This window comes from Erwinia sp., assembly GCF_049696395.1.
Classification (GTDB): domain Bacteria; phylum Pseudomonadota; class Gammaproteobacteria; order Enterobacterales; family Enterobacteriaceae; genus Erwinia.
In genome coordinates, this window is record NZ_JBAVTT010000027.1 from 1 (window position 1) to 17,856 (window position 17,856).

The 17,856-nt window shown below is 55.0% G+C and carries 12 protein-coding genes; 11 read left to right on the forward strand and 1 reads right to left on the reverse strand.

The window, feature by feature from the left end; genetic code table 11:
- Positions 1 to 501, reverse strand: a 501-nt coding sequence (locus WCC56_RS03595) for a porin (protein ID WP_424691069.1), incomplete at its 3' end; no start/stop codon positions are given.
- Between the two features lie 331 nt (positions 502 to 832).
- On the opposite strand from WCC56_RS03595, the gene WCC56_RS03600 reads away from it, so the two are divergent.
- From WCC56_RS03600 to WCC56_RS03650, 11 genes are all read left to right on the forward strand, one after another.
- Entirely contained in the window at positions 833 to 2,611 is a 1,779-nt protein-coding gene (locus tag WCC56_RS03600; RefSeq protein WP_424691070.1) for a glycerol-3-phosphate dehydrogenase/oxidase, read from the forward strand.
- Positions 2,583 to 3,428 (forward strand): class I fructose-bisphosphate aldolase, encoded by an 846-nt coding sequence (locus WCC56_RS03605; RefSeq protein ID WP_424691071.1) that lies wholly within the window; start codon positions 2,583 to 2,585, stop codon positions 3,426 to 3,428. The genes WCC56_RS03600 and WCC56_RS03605 overlap by 29 nt, the downstream gene beginning before the upstream one ends.
- Positions 3,429 to 3,441: 13 nt before the next feature.
- Positions 3,442 to 4,935: an FGGY-family carbohydrate kinase gene (locus WCC56_RS03610; protein ID WP_424691072.1), complete on the forward strand. Its 1,494-nt coding sequence runs from the start codon at positions 3,442 to 3,444 to the stop codon at positions 4,933 to 4,935.
- Between the two features lie 371 nt (positions 4,936 to 5,306).
- The gene (opgB, locus tag WCC56_RS03615) at positions 5,307 to 7,604 is read left to right on the forward strand and encodes a phosphatidylglycerol--membrane-oligosaccharide glycerophosphotransferase (protein WP_424691073.1); all 2,298 of its coding nucleotides are present in this window, start codon (positions 5,307 to 5,309) and stop codon (positions 7,602 to 7,604) included.
- 106 nt (positions 7,605 to 7,710) lie between these two features.
- Complete coding sequence (locus tag WCC56_RS03620) at positions 7,711 to 9,291, forward strand: methyl-accepting chemotaxis protein (protein WP_424691074.1); 1,581 nt, start codon at positions 7,711 to 7,713, stop codon at positions 9,289 to 9,291.
- 130 nt (positions 9,292 to 9,421) lie between these two features.
- A complete protein-coding gene (gene ampH / locus WCC56_RS03625; protein WP_424691075.1) occupies positions 9,422 to 10,615 on the forward strand; it encodes a D-alanyl-D-alanine-carboxypeptidase/endopeptidase AmpH in 1,194 nt (397 codons plus the stop codon).
- Positions 10,616 to 10,953: 338 nt separating this feature from the next.
- Positions 10,954 to 12,555 carry an APC family permease gene (locus tag WCC56_RS03630; protein ID WP_424691076.1) on the forward strand — a complete coding sequence of 534 codons (1,602 nt, stop codon included), beginning with the start codon at positions 10,954 to 10,956 and terminating at the stop codon, positions 12,553 to 12,555.
- 137 nt (positions 12,556 to 12,692) lie between these two features.
- Positions 12,693 to 13,844, forward strand: coding sequence for a lactaldehyde reductase (gene fucO / locus WCC56_RS03635; RefSeq protein WP_424691077.1), 1,152 nt, complete (start codon positions 12,693 to 12,695; stop codon positions 13,842 to 13,844).
- A gap of 276 nt (positions 13,845 to 14,120) precedes the next feature.
- Positions 14,121 to 14,687 (forward strand): sugar dehydrogenase complex small subunit, encoded by a 567-nt coding sequence (locus WCC56_RS03640; RefSeq protein WP_424691078.1) that lies wholly within the window; start codon positions 14,121 to 14,123, stop codon positions 14,685 to 14,687.
- A 30-nt stretch (positions 14,688 to 14,717) separates the two neighbouring features.
- Positions 14,718 to 16,373, forward strand: a complete 1,656-nt coding sequence (locus tag WCC56_RS03645) for a GMC family oxidoreductase (RefSeq protein WP_424691079.1) — start codon at positions 14,718 to 14,720, stop codon at positions 16,371 to 16,373.
- The gene (locus WCC56_RS03650; RefSeq protein ID WP_424691080.1) at positions 16,370 to 17,776 is read left to right on the forward strand and encodes a cytochrome c; all 1,407 of its coding nucleotides are present in this window, start codon (positions 16,370 to 16,372) and stop codon (positions 17,774 to 17,776) included. The genes WCC56_RS03645 and WCC56_RS03650 overlap by 4 nt, the downstream gene beginning before the upstream one ends.
- The last annotated feature ends 80 nt before the right edge of the window (positions 17,777 to 17,856 follow it).

The following is a 17,856-nucleotide window of genomic DNA, read 5'->3' on the forward strand; positions in this document are numbered from 1 at the left end:
CGGGCCCTGGGCGCGCATGTCGTAATCCCAGATATCCGTTTTCGCGCCAACCACATCATAGTAAACGCTGTTCTGCTGGCCGAAGGTCAGCTGGCCCCAGGTCTTGCTTTTGAAACCGGTGTACAGCATACGGCGGCTGGTGTCGTTCGCGCCGTCAGCATGGTGGTTGTCCCAGTCAAACACCGCTGGAATATTCACACCCAGCTCGTAGTAGCCAACCCAGCTGATGTCATCAAACAGGTAGTAATCCGCAGCAAAGCGGAAACGGCTGCCGCCATCGAAGCCATTACGTTTGTAAGAGCCCTTGTCACCCTCGCCTGTCATGTTATTGAACTGCGGACGGATACTGCCGCCAATGGTGAAATTCAGGCGGCTGAGCGGGTCGCCAGCCTGTGGGTCTTGCTTCAAAATAGTTATTTCAGCATGGGCAGCAAACGAAGCACTGCCAATCAGCAGCCCCAGACCAATGGCCTGAGATAAAACGCGCATTTTTGTTAACATTATGTATCCCTGATAAGAATAGCCTTAAAATTTTGCCCGCAGATAATAGCCTGAGAAACATGACAAAAAATCGCATTACATGACCGTTTCGTGCGATTTACTTGACGAAATCATTAAGGAAATGTGTCATTCGACGCATTCATACACAAAGATGGCTATTTTGTGCGGTAATTGAATCATTTTGTGCGTCTTCGCGCTTTGGAGTGATGTTTTGTCATCTTCAGCCGATAAGGCCGGATTAAAGCCGCTTTGGTTAACAGTTTTGCAACACCGAAGTGATTTTCTGTCCCTGACTGCTATACCTCACAATGGAATGCATAAGGAGGACAGCATGGCATCTGACAGCAGCAAGCCCGACGATCGCGAAGCGCGCCTGACCCGGCTCCGGCAACTCACCCGCACACCGGTACTCATTATTGGCGGCGGCATTAACGGCATCAGCACTTTCCGCGAGCTGGCCCTGCAAGGGATCCCGGTGGTGATGGTAGAGAAAGGTGACTGGTGTGAGGCGGCCAGTGGCGCGCTATCACGCATGATCCACGGCGGACTACGCTACCTGGAAACCGGCGAATTTGCGCTGGTCAAAGAGTCGGTGCAGGAACGGGATCGGCTGCTTAAAAATGCCCCGCACTTCGTTGCCCCGCTGCGCACCACCGTACCGATTGACAGCTGGGGCGGCGGCCTGATGAATGCCGGTAAACGCTTTCTGCGCCTTTCCGAGAAACCGAGTCGTCGCGGTGCGCTGGTGATCAAAACCGGCCTGGCATTGTATGACACCTGGTCCCGCCGCTTCGGCACGATGCCCAAACATCAGCTGCATACTAAACAACAGACTCAGCAGCGCTGGCCAGGCTTTGCTGACTGGGTGAAGTGCAGCGCAGCCTATTACGATGCCTGGATTGCCGCGCCGGAACGACTGGGATTCGAACTGATTGACGATACAGAGCGTGCTGCCCCTTCCGCCCTGGCGTTGAACTATGTCAGCGTTGAGCAGTGTGACGGAGAGACGCTTACCCTGCGTGACAGCTTCAGCGGCGAGACGTTCTCATTAAGGCCACATGTGGTGGTCAATGCGACCGGCGCATGGATCGATCGGGTAAACGGCACATTAAGCCCAGCTGTTGCCGCACAGAAATTGATCGGAGGAACTAAGGGTTCGCACCTTATCCTGCGCAGCCCGGAGCTGTTGCAGATGCTGGATGGCGAAATGGTCTACTACGAAAATCAGGAAGGCCGGGTTTGCATCATGTTTCCCTGGTACGGCAACGTGTTGGTTGGATCGACCGATATCCGGGTGGATGACCCTGATGAGGTGATCTGTGAAGCCGATGAGAAGACCTACATACTGCAATCACTGCGCTTTGTCTTTCCCCGTCTGCAAGTTAAAGACGAAGACGTGCTTTACACCTTCAGCGGCGTGCGCCCTCTGCCAGCCAGCGACTCCGCCTTCAATGGCACCATTTCCCGCAATCATTCATTAGTGCTACTGCCACCGGTTGCAGGCCGCGAGTTCACCACTGTGTGTCTGGTCGGCGGAAAATGGACCACTTTCCGTAAATTTGGTGAAGAGGCAGCAGACAGAGTGCTGAAGCTGCTGGGGGAAAGCCGCAAAGTCAGCACGGTTGAGCTGGCGATAGGCGGGGGCCGTAACTACCCCAATGCCGCCCGTAAGCCGGTGTGGATGAAAGAGCTGAGTAATGAATTCAGCCTGTCCCCTGCACGCGTTTCACAGCTTGTTTCCCGCTACGGGACTCGTGCGCAAACCCTGTTGAATTGTATGTCTCAGCAACCCGACCAGCCTCTGCACACCAACCTGGACTGGAGCCAGAACGAATTACGCTTCCTGATCCAGCATGAGCAGGTGCAGACGCTTGAGGACCTGTTAATCCGGCGTACGTCTCTCGCCATCAGCGGGCTGCTTACTGTGCCTCTGATACAGGAGGTGAACAGTCTGCTGGCAGAAGAGCGCAACTGGTCGCCCGACCAGGCAGAGCAGCACCTCAATCAAACCCTTACACGTCTTGCCAAATTGCATGGTCTTGGCAGGCTTTCCCCTGTGGCCGTTAATAAGGAGCCCCGCCATGACAGCCAGTCAGAAAGTGAGGCTTAACCGACTCTTCAATCGGGGTAAATGCCTGGATGTCGCTATCGATCACGGCATCGCCAACGAGCCCGATTTTCTGCTCGGCCTGGAAGATATTGCCAGCGTAATGAGCAAGCTGGTGACGGCTCAACCGGACGCTATTCAGGTGAACTACGGCCAGGCCGATCTGCTTCAGCAACTGCCGCAGCGGCATAAGCCTGCGCTGGTGCTGCGCACCGACGTGGGCAATGCCTACAACGCCGCCCGTCATCGCGAGATGTGGGCAGTGTTGCACAATCCGGACGATCCCCTTCTGGCGGCCCTGCAAATGGATGCCGCGGCGGTGGTAGTCAACCTCTATCTGATCCCGGATGAGCCGGGCATTTTCCGCCAGTGTATTGAGAACATAGGCCGCCTGCGCCATGCCTGCGAGCGCTACGGAATGCCGCTGATGATTGAACCGCTGGTCATGGCCCCGGCCGGACAAGGCGCTGCGTATGGATCGCTGGGTGATGTGGAGCAAATGGTGCCGCTGGTCAGACTGGCCCGCGAACTCGGCGCGGATATCATCAAGGTGGACCCCACAGAAAATGTGGAAGAGTTTCACCGCGTGGTGGAAGCGGCCCGCTGTCCAACGCTGGTGCGTGGCGGAGGCAAAGGAGAACTGGGTGCCGTGCTGAACAAGAGCGCTGCGCTGATGGCCCAGGGCGCTTCCGGCATGGTTTATGGCCGTAACGTCTATCAACACAGCAATCCGGCCAGCGTGGTCACCGCACTGATGGCGATTATTCATCAGGGCGTTAGCGGAGAAGAAGCACTGGCGATCTATCAGCGCGCAGACTAAAACGGAGAAGGTGATGAGCCAACTGCTGGGCATTGATGCCGGTAACACCATGATTAAAGCGGTGCTGTTTGATCTGGACGGCACGGTTCGTGCCGTTGCCAGCTGTGCCGGGGAAACCCACCAGCCGCAACCTGGCTATGCCGAACGCCCGATTGATGAGGTCTGGCTGGGCGTCACCACGGCGATTAAAGCCTGCCTTGCCCAGATGCCGGAGGCGAAGGTGATTGCCGTGGGAGCCGCTGGTCACGGCAACGGGCTGTATGCGTTGGATAAAGAACAGCAACCGTTAATCGGCATCCAGTCGGTAGACAGCCGTGCCGCCGACAGAGTGGGCGAGCTAGAGAAAAGCGGCTCCGCTGCTGCTATTTATGCACGTTCGCTGCAAAAAGTCTGGGCCAGCTCAACGCCGGTGTTGCTGAGCTGGCTGAAACGCCACCAGCCGCAGACCTATCAACGGATCGGGCATGTGCTGTGCGCCAAAGACGTGATCGGCCATTTTCTTTGCGGAATAGTCAGCGCTGACTATTCCGATGCGTCTGGAGCCGGGCTGATTGACCATGCTGTTCGGGGTTACAGCGAGGCGCTGCTGGCGTTATACGATCTGGCGGACGCCCTGCCACTTCTTCCGGCCCTGCATGAATCCTGCGAGGTTGTGGGAAAAGTGACGGCCCAAGCCGCACACCTCACTGGTTTGCCTGAAGGTATTCCTGTGGTGGCGGGGATTTTTGATGTGGTGGCCAGTGCCGTGGGTTCAGGGGTGGTTTTACCGGGAGACGCCTCGATTGTGGCCGGCACCTGGAGCATTAATCAGGTGGTGGTTTCCCGCCCTGATTACCTGCGCCCGGTATTTATGAACGCCCTGATTGAACGCGACCGTTATATGGCGATTGAAGCCAGCGCCACCTCTGCTGCCAATCTGGACTGGTTTATCCGTGAGTTTGCCGACGGACGCAGCGGCAGCGGCGCAGAACAAAGCAGTGACTTAGTCGCACAGGTGGTGCCGGATGCTCACCTGCCTGTCTATCACCCTTATCTCTATTCAGGACGAAAAGAGGAGCCAGCCAAAGCCGGATTCTACGGCCTGAGTGGCTGGCACACACGGGCGGATATGCTGTTCGCCTTATTCGAAGGGGTGACTTTTGCTCACCGCGCGCATATCGATCGGCTGCGCGCCGCCGGATTACCCTTCACGTCTGCCACCCTTTCAGGCGGAGCTACCCGCAGTTGCATCTGGCCACAAATGTTTGCCGATGTGCTGGCAATACCCATTCAGGTGGCGGAGTGCAAAGAGACGGGTGCGTTGGGGGCAGCAATTTGTGCCGGCGTTGGCGTCGGTGTCTGGGCTAATCTGGCAGAAGGTGTTGCTCAGGCGGTCAAGCTGAACCCGGTTATCCTGCAACCCGATCCTGTCCGCGTCGCCTTCCATGAACCCCGTTACCGTTTATTTAAAAAACTGGAGCTGGCGATGGACAGCCTCTGGCATCAAGAGCTTAACGACCTGGCTTAACGTGATCTAAATCTGAATTCCGTGACGTCGTTGGCGGCGACCCGGACTAAAAATAACATTAATTTAACTTAACACTCACGGAAATGCTTTGCCGTGTCAGGCTACAATTTGCCGTAAATTCAACGTATTTCGCCGCAACTGGCCCTGTTCCCACCGCGAAAACGTTAATGTTAGCGATGTGGAGATAATACAAAATTAAACAAAGTGTAAACAGCCTGTAATAAATGACCGGGTCCGGGTCTTTTCTCTGGGTGGTAACAACATTGCCAGGGATAATTCGCTGCGCTAAATTGGCGTATTGCGCAGATCAGACCACTACTACTTCCGGCACAGGGCAGGGATCGCGTCAGGTTGAGGATAAAAAAAAGCTCATGGGTTCAGAATTACTTTCGCTGGTACTGTTCATTGCTTCGGTGTCGCTTTACACCTGGAAAGCCGGAAGAAATAAACTGTGGTTCAGCACTATTCTGCTGTGTCTTGGCATTTATATTATTCTTAACGCTTCCCTGCTCGCGAGTAATTATTTTACGGGTGAAGGGATTAACGACGCGGTTATTTATACTATCACCAGCAGCTTAAGCGGTGCCGGGATCAGTAAATATATCCTCCCTGCCGTGGGGTTAATTATTGCCCTGGTGTTGCTCTTTGTCTTTTTGTCCTGGCTGTTACGCCTGCGCAAAGGCCACCGTGCCAGTCAGTTATACAGCCTGTTGGCGGTCATTCTGGCGCTGGCCTCGATCAAAACGACACCGGCTTTTCAGCAGGTTGCCAGCCTGATTAAATCTCAGGTTGGAAAAGGTAACTCCGATTTTTACACCCATTACAAAGTGCCAGGCAAGCAGCTGCGCGGTGATAAGCCCAACCTGGTTTATATTTATGCTGAAAGTCTGGAACGTACCTATTTCGATGAGAAGGCTTTTCCCAATCTGGCCCCAGAACTGAGCAAAATTAAAAATAACGCTTACGACTTTAGTAATACCGAACAGCTGCCGGGCACGGAATATACCATTGCTGGTATGGTGGCTTCTCAGTGCGGTATTCCGCTGTTTGCGCCGTTCGACGGCAATGCCTCCAGCTCCCTTTCCACCTTCTACCCACAGAACGTGTGCCTGGGCGATATCCTCAAGTCTTCCGGTTACCAGAACTACTTTTATCAGGGCGCGAGCCTGAGCTTCGCCGGAAAAGATCTGTTCCTTTCTTCACACGGTTTTGATCACCTGTATGGCTACAACGAGCTGAAAAGCGTGGTGAAAGATCCAAATTACCGTAATGACTGGGGCTGGTATGACGACACGCTGCTGGATGTGGTGTTCGATAAATACCTGGAACTGGCGAAGCAGAACCGACCTTTCTCGCTGTTTGCCTTAACGGTTGATACCCACCATCCGGACGGGTTTATCTCACGCAGCTGCCAGCGGAAAGACTATCCGTTTGAAGGTAAGCCTAACAAATCCTTTGCGGCTGTGGCCTGTAGCCAGGAACATATCGCCAGACTTATCCAGCGTATACAGGCTACGCCGTACTTTAAGAACACCATTATCGTGGTCAGTTCCGATCACCTGGCGATGAACAACACCGCCTTTAAATACCTGAACCAGCATGACCGCAGCGATCTGTTCTTTATGCTGCGCGGCAACGACGTCACCAGCAAAGTGCTGCCGGTGAAACGCAGCACGATGGACAACGGCGCGACGGTGCTGGATGCGATGGGTGGCGATAACTTTATCGGCCTGGGCCGCAGCAGCCTCTCTTCCACATCGATGGTAGCCACTTACCTGAATATAAAAGAGAAGATCAACGAGTGGAAACCGGACGTCATCAAGCTGTGGAACTTCCCGAAAGCCATTTCAGATTACAAAATTGATACCAGCAAAAATACCTTCAGCTTCTCTGGCGTGCACTTCAAGCTGCCGCTGCTGCTGTCGGTAAAACCGAACAAGATTGAGCCGAAATTTGATGTGTATCTGGCTGCACCGCTGAAGCAACAGCTGGCAAGCTTTGCGCCAGACGAGAAGTTCGTCTGGATCGACCATTGCTTTAAAATGGGCGATGTCTGGGACGAGAAACTGGAGCTCAATCCTGGCCTTTGTGTGGCTGACGGCACGCTGAATTCCACGCCGCAGATTATGCAGATTGAGCCGGGCAATACCTTAGGCAAAGTCACCTTCAGGCAGACCGGCAAACAGAGTGATGATCGTTATCAGCAGGCGGTCACCCGCCTGAGAGTGACCGATGAGGATCTGCGCTATACCGCCGACCGCGTGATCTTCGGCTTGCCAGGTCTGCCAAAGCAGGTGCAAAAGGTTACCGGCCTCTCCTTTATTGAGCCCTGGGGCGGACGCTGGTCTGACGCGAATCTGCTGCCAACAGTGACCGTGCAGTACCTGGAACCTTTGCCTGCGGAATTTGACCTGACGCTGACGGCGCGAGCCTTCGGTAAAAACAGCCAACAGCCGTTTACGCTGAAAGTGGGCGACAGTACGCAACAAATTAAGCTGGGCAATGGCGACACAACGGTGAAGGTCCACTTCACTAATCCTTCACAATCCCGCACGCTTGAAATCCTGCCACCGGCACCGGAAGAGACCGCGGAGGGGGCCATCGATGGCTTCGCAGCGCGTAAGCTGGGGATAGGACTGGTCAGTCTGCAGGTCACCGCCACCGAGTAAATTGAGACCTGCCTCACAAATATCCATCAAGTTTTCGCCCCTGTTGCCGATTTAACCTGCTTCAGGGGCGCAAACGAAAGCCCTGTCTTTCAGAGGGAAACATGTGATGGCATCAGTGAAAAATATGAAGGTCGGGGTTCGCCTCGGCGCTGCGTTCAGTTTGGTGATCTTATTGTTGATCATCGTGAGCGCCACCGCAGTGGTCAAAATCAACACCATTAACACCGCAGTGAGCAGCATCGTCAGCGATCGTTATATCAAAGTTCGACTGGCCTTTGACGTGCGCGATGGCGTTAACGACCAGATCAAATTCCTGCGCGGTATGGTGATCGACACTACCCGTCCACAGTACAACGTCAAGCGCTTCGGTCAGCTGACTGATGCCACTGACAAAACCAATGTGGCGGTGGGGAAGATTGCTGAACTGCAAACCACTCCCGTGGGCATCAAAAAAATTCAGGCAGTTAAAGAAGCTGCTCAGACATTTGAAAACGCTAAATCGACACTGCTGGAGATGATCCGGGCTGGTAAGCAAGATGAAGCTGCCGAGTATGCCCTGCAAAAAATGACACCGGCACAGAATACCTACCTGAACCTGGCTGCCGCCTTTGCTGACTCTCAGTCTGGGCAATTAGTAGCAGAAGGTGCACTGGCGGGAACGGAAGGTGACAGTGCCATTCATATCACCCTGATCTTCTCCGCGCTGGCGGTGATTGCCGCAATCCTGCTTGGCTATTTCCTTGCCCGCTCTATCGTTCGTCCGCTGCGTGAAGCGGTAACCATCGCCGAGAACGTGGCGGCTGGCGATCTGCGTACGGTGATCCGCGTCAACTCTACTGACGAAACCGGTCAGCTGATGCAGGCACTGAAGCACATGAATGAAAATCTGCTGCGCATCGTGACCGAAGTCCGTTCAGGAACCGATCTGATCCATAACGCCTCAAGTGAAATTTCTGCCGGCAATATGGACCTCTCTTCCCGCACCGAACAACAGGCGAGTTCACTGGAAGAGACGGCCTCCGCCATGGAGCAGATGACTTCTACGGTGAAGCAGAATGCCGATAACGCTCGCCAGGCCAACGAGCTGGCTGCGCTGGCTTCTAAAGTCGCCAGCCAGAGCGGTGATGCAGTGAAGCAAGTGGTCAGCACCATGGAGATGATCAACGGCTCCTCTCGCAAAATTGTCGACATCATCAGCGTCATCGACGGCATTGCCTTCCAGACCAACATTCTGGCCCTGAATGCCGCAGTAGAAGCGGCACGTGCCGGTGAACAGGGTCGCGGTTTTGCAGTGGTGGCTTCCGAAGTTCGTAGCCTGGCACAGCGTTCTGCTTCAGCGGCGAAAGAGATTGCCCAGCTGATTGAAGATTCCGTCAGCAAAGTGGACGAAGGCGGCAAGCAAGTGGCTAAAGCCGGGACCACCATGGATGAAGTGCTGAACAGCGTGAAGAGCGTGACGGCCATCATGGGCGAAATCTCGATTGCCAGCTCAGAGCAGAGCACCGGCATCAACGAGATCAGCATGGCCATCACCCAGATGGACCAGGTCACGCAGCAGAATGCCGCGTTGGTGAACCAGTCAGCCTCTGCGGCTCAGTCGCTGCAGGAGCAGGCAGAACAGCTTTCGCTGGCTATCAGCGTGTTCAAGGTCAACGACGCGCAGTATCAGGGTCAGGCGCTGGCCTGATAGTTGAGAGGGCACTTTTGTGCCCTCTTGATACAAATTTGTGGGAAATGTCGCGGAGAAAAGCACGCTGACCGCTTTTTAAGCCGGTATAAAACAGATTACTATAAGGTTTCTCTTAAGCCTGACTCAGATGGATATCCGCACGTTGAAACCCCTTCTTCACCGCTTGTTGGCACTCATGGTTGTTGCCCTCCCGCTCAGCGGCATGGCAGCGAGAACCAGCCCCGATCCGCTTCTTGCGTCCCAGATTGTTGACCGCTACGCGCAGAACATCTTCTACAACACCAAGGCAACCGGCATGGCGATGGTGGCAATTGATGCCAATCAGCGCGTTTTTGCCAGCCAGGGGTATATTCGTCCAGGCAGCAACGTTCGCCCGCAGAAAGACTCGGTGATCCGTATCGCTTCGCTGACCAAGCTGCTGACCAGTGAACTGCTGGTAAAGCTTTCTGAACAGGGCGTGGTACGCCTTGACGATCCTTTGAACAAATACGCGCCTGCCGGCAGCAGCGTGCCAAGCTACGCCGGGCAAACTATCCGCCTGATTAACCTGGCTACCCACACCAGCGGCTTGCCACGCGAGCAGCCGGGCGGCAAGGCACAGCGTCCGGTCTTTATCTGGCCAACGCACTCCCAGCGCTGGAACTGGCTGGATAATGCCCAGCTGAAAGCCGCGCCTGGCACGCAGGCCGCCTATTCCAACCTGGCCTTCGATTTACTGGGCGATGCGCTGCAGAAAGCCTCTGGCGTGCCTTATTCAGCGTTATTGCAGCGTGAAATCACCCGGCCGCTGGGCATGAAGGACACCACTTATACCCCTTCACCTGACCAGTGTCGCCGTCTGATGGTGGCCGCTAAAGGAGCCAGCCCGTGCATGAATACGCTGGCAGCCATTGGCAGCGGCGGCATCTATTCCACGCCTGATGATATGGGCCGCTGGATGCAGCAGTTCCTCTCTTCTGACGTGCATCCGCGCACCCAGCAGGCCGACCGTATTCAGACCATGATTTATCAGCGTGACCAGTTGACCCGCGTCAGCGGCATGGACGTGCCTGGCAAAGCCTCGGCGCTGGGGATGGGGTGGGTGTATATGGCGCCGCAGGGTGGAAGGCCCGGCATCATCCAGAAAACCGGCGGCGGCGGCGGCTTTATTACCTATATGGCGATGGTTCCGCAGTACAGCGTTGGCGTGTTTATTGTGGTAACGCGTTCAGCACAAACTCACTTCACCCCAATGAGTGATGGCGTGAATAATCTACTGACCGAATTAATTGGTAATACGCCCGACAGTGCGCAATTAGCCGCCAGCATTATGTCTAATTAATTAAACACCTCCCCGCCGGGCTATTTTATAGTCCGCCGGGGAATAGCCATAAATATATCAACATGTAAAAATCCATTATAATTATTGAATAATGGATCATCCGGGTGCGCCTCGCACTGCTGGCGAACAACGCACTTCCCTCTGCGGCAGTTTATTTACTGGTTTTATTTTTTCCTTTGGTTTATTCCGCCTGTGTTCCCCTTGAAACCTCCGGCAAATTAATAACGTTACGCGCCGTTATTTTTCCTGGCACGCAATATGCTACATCCCCCTTTTACCGCATCACCCAATAATAAAGAGTGAATAAATAACTCGCGACATCACATCATGAGGTTCATATGGCAAAGGCTGCATTTAAACAAAAGTTAGGGTTGGTCGATCTCAGCCTGCTGGGGATCGGGTCGATGATCGGCTCCGGCTGGCTGTATGCGGCGCTGACCAGCTCCGGTTATGCCGGGGCTCAGACCGGATGGGCGTGGATTTTAGGGGCCATTATCGTGCTGATGATAGGCTTAGTGTTTGCCGAGCTTTCTGCCGCCATTCCGCGCGCAGGGGGATTTGTTCGTTACCCTAACTTCTCCCACGGCAACGTGGTGGGCTTCGTTATCGGCGTCAGCTCCTTACTGGCTTACACCAGCACCGCCGGGGTGGAAGTGGAAGCGGTCCGTCAGTATGCACAATACTGGTGGCCTGCGGTCAGTAACAGCGCTGGTGGCCCGACAGCTTTAGGCTTCGCGGTACAGATCCTGCTGCTGGTGGGCTTCTTCCTGCTGAACTACTGGAGCGTCAGCTTCTTTGGCCGGGTGAACACCCTCGTCACCACCTTTAAATTTATCGTGCCATTACTGACCATCGGCACGCTGTTCATGTACTACAAAGGGGCGAATCTCGATGTCCCGCCGCCGCCGCCAGGTGGAGCACACGGTATCTTCACCTCACTGACCGGCGCAGGCATCGTGTTTGCTTACCTCGGTTTCCGTCAGGCTGTGGACTTCGCCAGTGAGGCTAAAAACCCCCAGCGGAACGTGCCCCTGTCGATCATTATCGCCATCGCGGTGAGCTTCGTTATCTACATTGCCCTGCAATATGCGTTTATGGGTGCAGTGCCTTCTGAAGCACTGTCTGCACACGGTTGGCAGGGTCTGAAGCAGGTGTTCCAGTCTCCCTATGCGGACCTGGCCCGTAGCCTTGGGATTACCTGGTTAATTAACCTGATTCTGGTGGATGCCGTTATTTCTCCGGCCGGTACGGGGAATATTTACCTCGCAGGAGCCAGCCGCGTGCTGTTTGCCTGGGCACGCAACGGTCATCTGTTTAAAATCTTTGGTGAAGTCGATGCCAGGTCCGGTGTGCCGCGCGGTGCGTTATGGCTTTCACTGATCCTGTCGATTGCCTGGACGCTGCCTTCTGAATTTCAGGTTTGGGGCGGTTTGATTGGCGCAGTCACCTCCGCCACCGTCTTCACCTATATGCCAGGGCCCATCACGCTGGGTGCCTTCCGTCGTCATCTGCCGACTATGCCACGTCCCTTCCGCCTGCCGATTGCTGCCCTCCTCAGCCCGCTGGCGTTTATTGCCAGTACCCTGCTGATCTACTGGAGCGGCTGGTCAGTGAACGAAATCCTGATCCCGATTCTGGTGCTGGCATGGGTGGGTTATGCGGTGTTCGGTAAGAAGTCCGACACCTCAGCCCGCGATTTAAAATGCGCCTGGTGGCTGCTGGTTTACTACGTGCTGGTGCTGATCCTGTCGTATCTTGGGACGTTTGGCGGCATCAATGCCATCAGTTCACCAACGGATATGATTCTGGTCACCGTAGCCTCGCTGGTCTGTTACTACTGGGGCGTGGCAGCCAGCCTGCCCGTTCCCGAAATCACCGATGATGAAGAGGTCACCCCCGACGGAGATGAAACGCCTTCCGGCAAGTATGCCCACCATTAATTCCCCGCGTTAACTTCACCAGGGCGAGGAAACTCGCCCTGGACTGATCTTCATCAATACCCTGCCTGCTTTTTCCTGCGCATATTTCACTCCGACCTCTTCAGAAACAATAAGAAACCCTCAACGCAGGAGCCTTTATGCAACACAGAATGGTATTGAATGAAACGGCCTGGTTTGGCGCCGGATCGATCGCCCAAATCGTCAGTGAAGTGAACAAACGCAACTTCAAAAAAGCCTTGCTGGTCACCGACAAAGCGCTGATTAAAGCTGGCGTCGTGGAGAAAGTGACTGCGCTGCTAAACAAGCACCATCTGCCGTTTATGATTTATGACGAAGTGGTGCCAAATCCCACCATCAACGTCGTGCAGCAAGGCGTCGAGCTGTTTAAAACATCAGGCGCAGACTATTTGATTGCCATCGGCGGAGGCTCACCGCAGGACACTGCCAAAGCCATCGGTATCATCATCAACAACCCCGAATTCGCCGACGTGCGCAGCCTTGAAGGCTTCGCCGACACCCGCAATCCTTGTGTACCGATTATCGCCGTTCCCACCACGGCTGGCACAGCAGCTGAAGTCACGATCAACTACGTGATCACTGACGAAGAGAACCGCCGTAAATTTGTCTGCATTGATCCCCACGACATTCCTGTTGTGGCGATTATTGATGCGGAGATGATGGCCAGTATGCCGGCCTCGCTAAAAGCCGCCACCGGGATTGATGCGCTGACACATGCTATTGAAGGCTTCACCACTAAAGGCGCGTGGGAGTTGACCGATGCGCTGCACCTGAAGGCCATTCAGATTATCAACCGCTCGCTGCGTGCGTCCGTGGCTGGAGAAGTCCAGGGCGTGGAAGATATGGCGCTGGGTCAGTACATCGCAGGGATGGGCTTTTCTAACGTAGGATTAGGGCTGGTTCACGGCATGGCACATCCGCTGGGCGCGTTTTACAACGTGCCGCACGGCGTGGCAAACGCCATCATCCTGCCGCACGTTATGGCGTGGAATGCGGAGTATACCGGCGAGAAATATCGCGATATTGCCCGCGCGATGAAAGTGGCAAGAGTCTGTGGCCTGAGCCTCAGTGAAGTGCGTGTCGCCGCCGTTGATGCCGTGAAACAGCTTTCTGCCGATGTCGGCATTCCCGCCAGGCTGCGTGATGTGGGGATGAAAGAGGAAGATATCGCCGCACTGGCGCAGGCCGCGTTGGACGATGTCTGCACGGGAGGCAACCCGCGCGAGGCGACCCTCGCGGATATTACCGAGCTTTATCGCCAGCTGTACTGACCGTTAACAGCTGAAGACTGGCGTAACGTGTCAACGCGCTTTCGCCAGTCTGCCTCCCCTTTTTCTGCCTTCATAATTCCATCCTAATCAGCCAGTTACAATTGCAGTTAATCAATCTCAGCGGTTAGCTATTTTTTAAACAAAATTATCATTTAGAGCTAAAAACATCACATCCCGATAAATTTCTGCAATATCCCATTAACAAAACAGGGCCATCCCAGTAAGATTTGTGACTTAGGTCTCATTCCTTTCACACCTTTCGTCTTCAGGGATACCATGCATCAGCCAAAAACAGATCTCTCTGGTCTTTCGCTCAAAAATGGAACCGGTTCCAATCGTCGGGAATTCCTGCGCGCCGCCGTCAATCTGACGGTCTCCGCCGCGCTGTTTGCGGTACCTGGTCATTCATTTGCAGCCAGTCTGGTCAGCGCCAGCGACCCGGTAAAAAACTTTATTACCGTCTCGCAAGCGATCACTGAGCATAAGCAGATCGACAGTGAACTCGCGGCCCGTTTCTACGAAGCCTTTGCCCGCAGCGATAAGCAGTTTACCGCCCGGGTAACCCGTCTGGCGCAGGTGCTCAGTGCGGGCGACAGCGCCCAGCAGTTGATGGAGAAAGCCAGCCAGGCAGGACTGAAAGAGTTTCTTTATCAGATTGTTACGGCCTGGTACACCGGTACCGTAGGCAGCGATTATCACGGCACGCTGGTCGCCTATAAGCAGGCGCTGATGTATGCCCCGGTCAGCGATGGTCTGGTCGTTCCGACTTATTGCGGTAACGGCCCGATCTGGTGGACGGCTCCTGTCCCGGATGAAAACGACGGTCTGATTGCCAACCTGTAATCTAAAACATTAAAAAATAAGATAAAAATTATGAAACAACCCGTTTTTACTGCGCAGGGCGATGCCAGCGCGGATATTGTGATTGTGGGCTCAGGTGTTGTCGGTGGCATGATTGCGAACGAGCTGGTCAGCCAGGGTTACTCGGTGCTGGTACTGGAAGCAGGTTTACGCATTGAGCGTTCTCAGGCGGTAGAGAACTGGCGCAACATGCCCTTCGCTAACCGCGCGGGGTCAGACTTTCAGGGACTTTACCCGCAGTCGAAATTCGCGCCCGCGCCGCTCTATTTCCCACCGAATAACTATGTCAATGTGACCGGCCCGAACGCGTCCAGTTTTCAACAGGGTTACCTGCGCGTCGTGGGCGGCACAACCTGGCACTGGGCAGCGTCCTGCTGGCGTCATGATCCCAGCGACTTTGTGATGCAGTCAAAATATGGCGTAGGCCGCGACTGGCCAATCTCCTATGACGAATTAGAGCCGTGGTACTGCAAAGCCGAAAACGAAATTGGCGTTGCTGGTCCACACGATCCCGCCAGGCAATCTCCTTCGCAGCGCAGCCAACCTTATCCCATGGATATGGTGCCTTTTGCCCACGGCGACAGCTATTTCGCCAGCGTGGTGAATCCGCATGGCTACAACCTGGTGCCGATCCCACAGGGCCGCAGTACCCGTCCGTGGGAAGGCCGCCCGACCTGCTGCGGAAACAATAACTGCCAGCCGATCTGCCCGATTGGCGCGATGTACAACGGCATCCACCATATCGAACGTGCCGAACGTAACGGCGCTGTCGTGCTGGCTGAAGCGGTGGTCTACAAAATGGATACCGACAGCAACAACCGCATTACCGCCGTGCACTGGAAAGACAGCTCTGGCGCATCACACAAAGCCACTGGCAAAGCCTTCGCGCTGGCCTGTAACGGCATTGAAACGCCACGTCTGTTGTTGATGGCAGCCAACGAAGCGAACCCAACCGGCATCGCTAACAGCTCCGATATGGTGGGCCGCAATATGATGGACCACTCCGGTTTCCACTGCTCCTTCCTGACCAAAGAGCCCGTCTGGCTGGGTCGCGGCCCGGCGCAGAGCAGCTGTATGGTTGGCTATCGCGATGGCGAATTCCGCCGCGATTACTCTGCCAACAAAGTCATTCTGAACAACATCTCACGCGTGGTAGCGGCCACCAAACAGGCGCTGGCAAAAGGCCTGGTCGGTAAAGCACTGGATGAAGAGATTCGCTATCGTGCCGTGCACAGCGTTGATCTGTCGATCAGCCTTGAGCCGCTGCCAGACCCGGAAAACCGCCTGACGCTGAGCAAAACCCGTAAAGATCCGCACGGCCTTCCTTGCCCGGATATCTATTACGATGTTGGCGACTACGTGCGCAAAGGCGCGGAGGCTTCCCACGCTCAGCTGGAGCATATCGGCCAGCTGTTTAATGCCAAAGAGTTCAATATCAGCAAAGGTCTTAACGCCAACAACCACATCATGGGTGGCGTGATCATGGGCAAAGACGCTAAAGACGCGGTAGTTGATGGCAACTGTCGTGCTTTCGATCATGAGAATCTGTGGCTGCCGGGTGGCGGTGCCATTCCTTCAGCCAGCGTGGTTAACAGCACGCTGACCATGGCCGCGCTGGCGCTAAAAGCAGCGCAGGATATGGCGATGCGCATGAAGGGGCTGGTATGAAAAAACTGACGTTGCTTCCCCTGCTGCTGGCAGCGCTAACCGGTGCAGGGTTGAGCTTTGCCGCTGCTGCAGAGGATCTCGACCTTAACCTGTTACACAAAGGCCAGCAGGTAGCTTCCGCTTCTGACTGTCAGGCCTGCCATACCGCGCCAGGCAGCAAAAACGCCTTTTCTGGCGGGTATGCGATTGCTTCACCCATGGGCATTATTTACTCCACGAACATCACGCCAGCAGACAACGGCATCGGTCATTATACCGAAGCCGAATTCTCAGCTGCCGTGCGGGATGGCGTGCGTGCTGACGGTGCGCAGCTCTACCCGGCGATGCCGTATACCTCCTACAGCCAGATGACCGACGAAGATCTGCACGCGCTCTATTACTACTTTGAGCACGGCGTGAAGCCGGTCGATCAGGCCAATCAGCAGACCAGTTTGCCCTTCCCGTTCAGCCTGCGTTTCAGCATGAAGTTCTGGAACCTGATGTTCGCCAACGATAAACGCTTTGAGCCGGACACCAGCAAAAGCGCCGAGTGGAACCGGGGCAACTATCTGGTCAACAGCCTGGCACACTGTAATACCTGCCATACGCCGCGTGGCGTGTTGATGCAGGAAGACAGCGCGAAGCCACTGGCAGGCGGGCCGTTGGGAAGCTGGTATGCGCCGAACATCACCTCCGACAAGGTGAGCGGAATTGGGGGCTGGAGCGATCGGGAACTGATGCAGTACCTGAAAACCGGTCGGGCTGAAGGGAAAAACCAGGCCGCGGGCGGAATGGCTGAAGCGGTTGAAAACAGCCTGCAATATCTGCCGGACAGCGATCTGAAAGCGATTGCGGTCTACCTGAAAAGCACCCCAGCCATTCGCGATGAAGGTGACACGCGCGCCGCGTTCTCTTACGGCAAGCCGATGGATGTGGAAAACAGCATTCGTGGGCGTAACCCGAATAATGCGAACCACTCACTGAACACAGGTGCCGCCCTGTTCAGCGGTAACTGTGCAAGCTGCCACCAGCCAGATGGCGCGGGCAGTAAGAATCAGGCTTATCCTTCGCTGTTCCATAACACGGCAACCGGTCTGCGCGATCCCAATAACCTGATCTCCGCGATTCTGTTTGGTGTGCAGCGTAAAACCGCCGATGGCGATGTGTTGATGCCTGGCTTCAGCTCCCCGTCGTATGTCGACAAGCTGAACGACCAGCAGGTGGCTGATATCACCAACTTCGTGCGTCAGAACTACGGTAATCCGGCAGGAACAGTTACCGCAGGCGATGTGGCCTGGGTGCGTAAAGGGGGTCATCCGCCTCTGTTGGCAGAAGTGCAGCCATGGATCGTGCCCGGCTCAGTTGCGGTACTGGTCATTGTGCTGATTATTGTTCTGCTGTGGCGCAGATCGCGACGTAAATAACAGACTGGCTGGGGTGCTGAAAGTCATTCAACTCACCCCAGCCATTATTTAAATTAGCAATGAATTAACATCATCTATTT

Coding starts and splice junctions, on each gene's coding strand:
- WCC56_RS03600 (WP_424691070.1), top strand. CDS start 833: ATGGCATCTGACAGCAGCAAGCCCGACGATCGCGAAGCGCGCCTGACC.
- WCC56_RS03605 (WP_424691071.1), top strand. CDS start 2,583: ATGACAGCCAGTCAGAAAGTGAGGCTTAACCGACTCTTCAATCGGGGT.
- WCC56_RS03610 (WP_424691072.1), top strand. CDS start 3,442: ATGAGCCAACTGCTGGGCATTGATGCCGGTAACACCATGATTAAAGCG.
- opgB (WP_424691073.1), top strand. CDS start 5,307: ATGGGTTCAGAATTACTTTCGCTGGTACTGTTCATTGCTTCGGTGTCG.
- WCC56_RS03620 (WP_424691074.1), top strand. CDS start 7,711: ATGGCATCAGTGAAAAATATGAAGGTCGGGGTTCGCCTCGGCGCTGCG.
- ampH (WP_424691075.1), top strand. CDS start 9,422: ATGGATATCCGCACGTTGAAACCCCTTCTTCACCGCTTGTTGGCACTC.
- WCC56_RS03630 (WP_424691076.1), top strand. CDS start 10,954: ATGGCAAAGGCTGCATTTAAACAAAAGTTAGGGTTGGTCGATCTCAGC.
- fucO (WP_424691077.1), top strand. CDS start 12,693: ATGCAACACAGAATGGTATTGAATGAAACGGCCTGGTTTGGCGCCGGA.
- WCC56_RS03640 (WP_424691078.1), top strand. CDS start 14,121: ATGCATCAGCCAAAAACAGATCTCTCTGGTCTTTCGCTCAAAAATGGA.
- WCC56_RS03645 (WP_424691079.1), top strand. CDS start 14,718: ATGAAACAACCCGTTTTTACTGCGCAGGGCGATGCCAGCGCGGATATT.
- WCC56_RS03650 (WP_424691080.1), top strand. CDS start 16,370: ATGAAAAAACTGACGTTGCTTCCCCTGCTGCTGGCAGCGCTAACCGGT.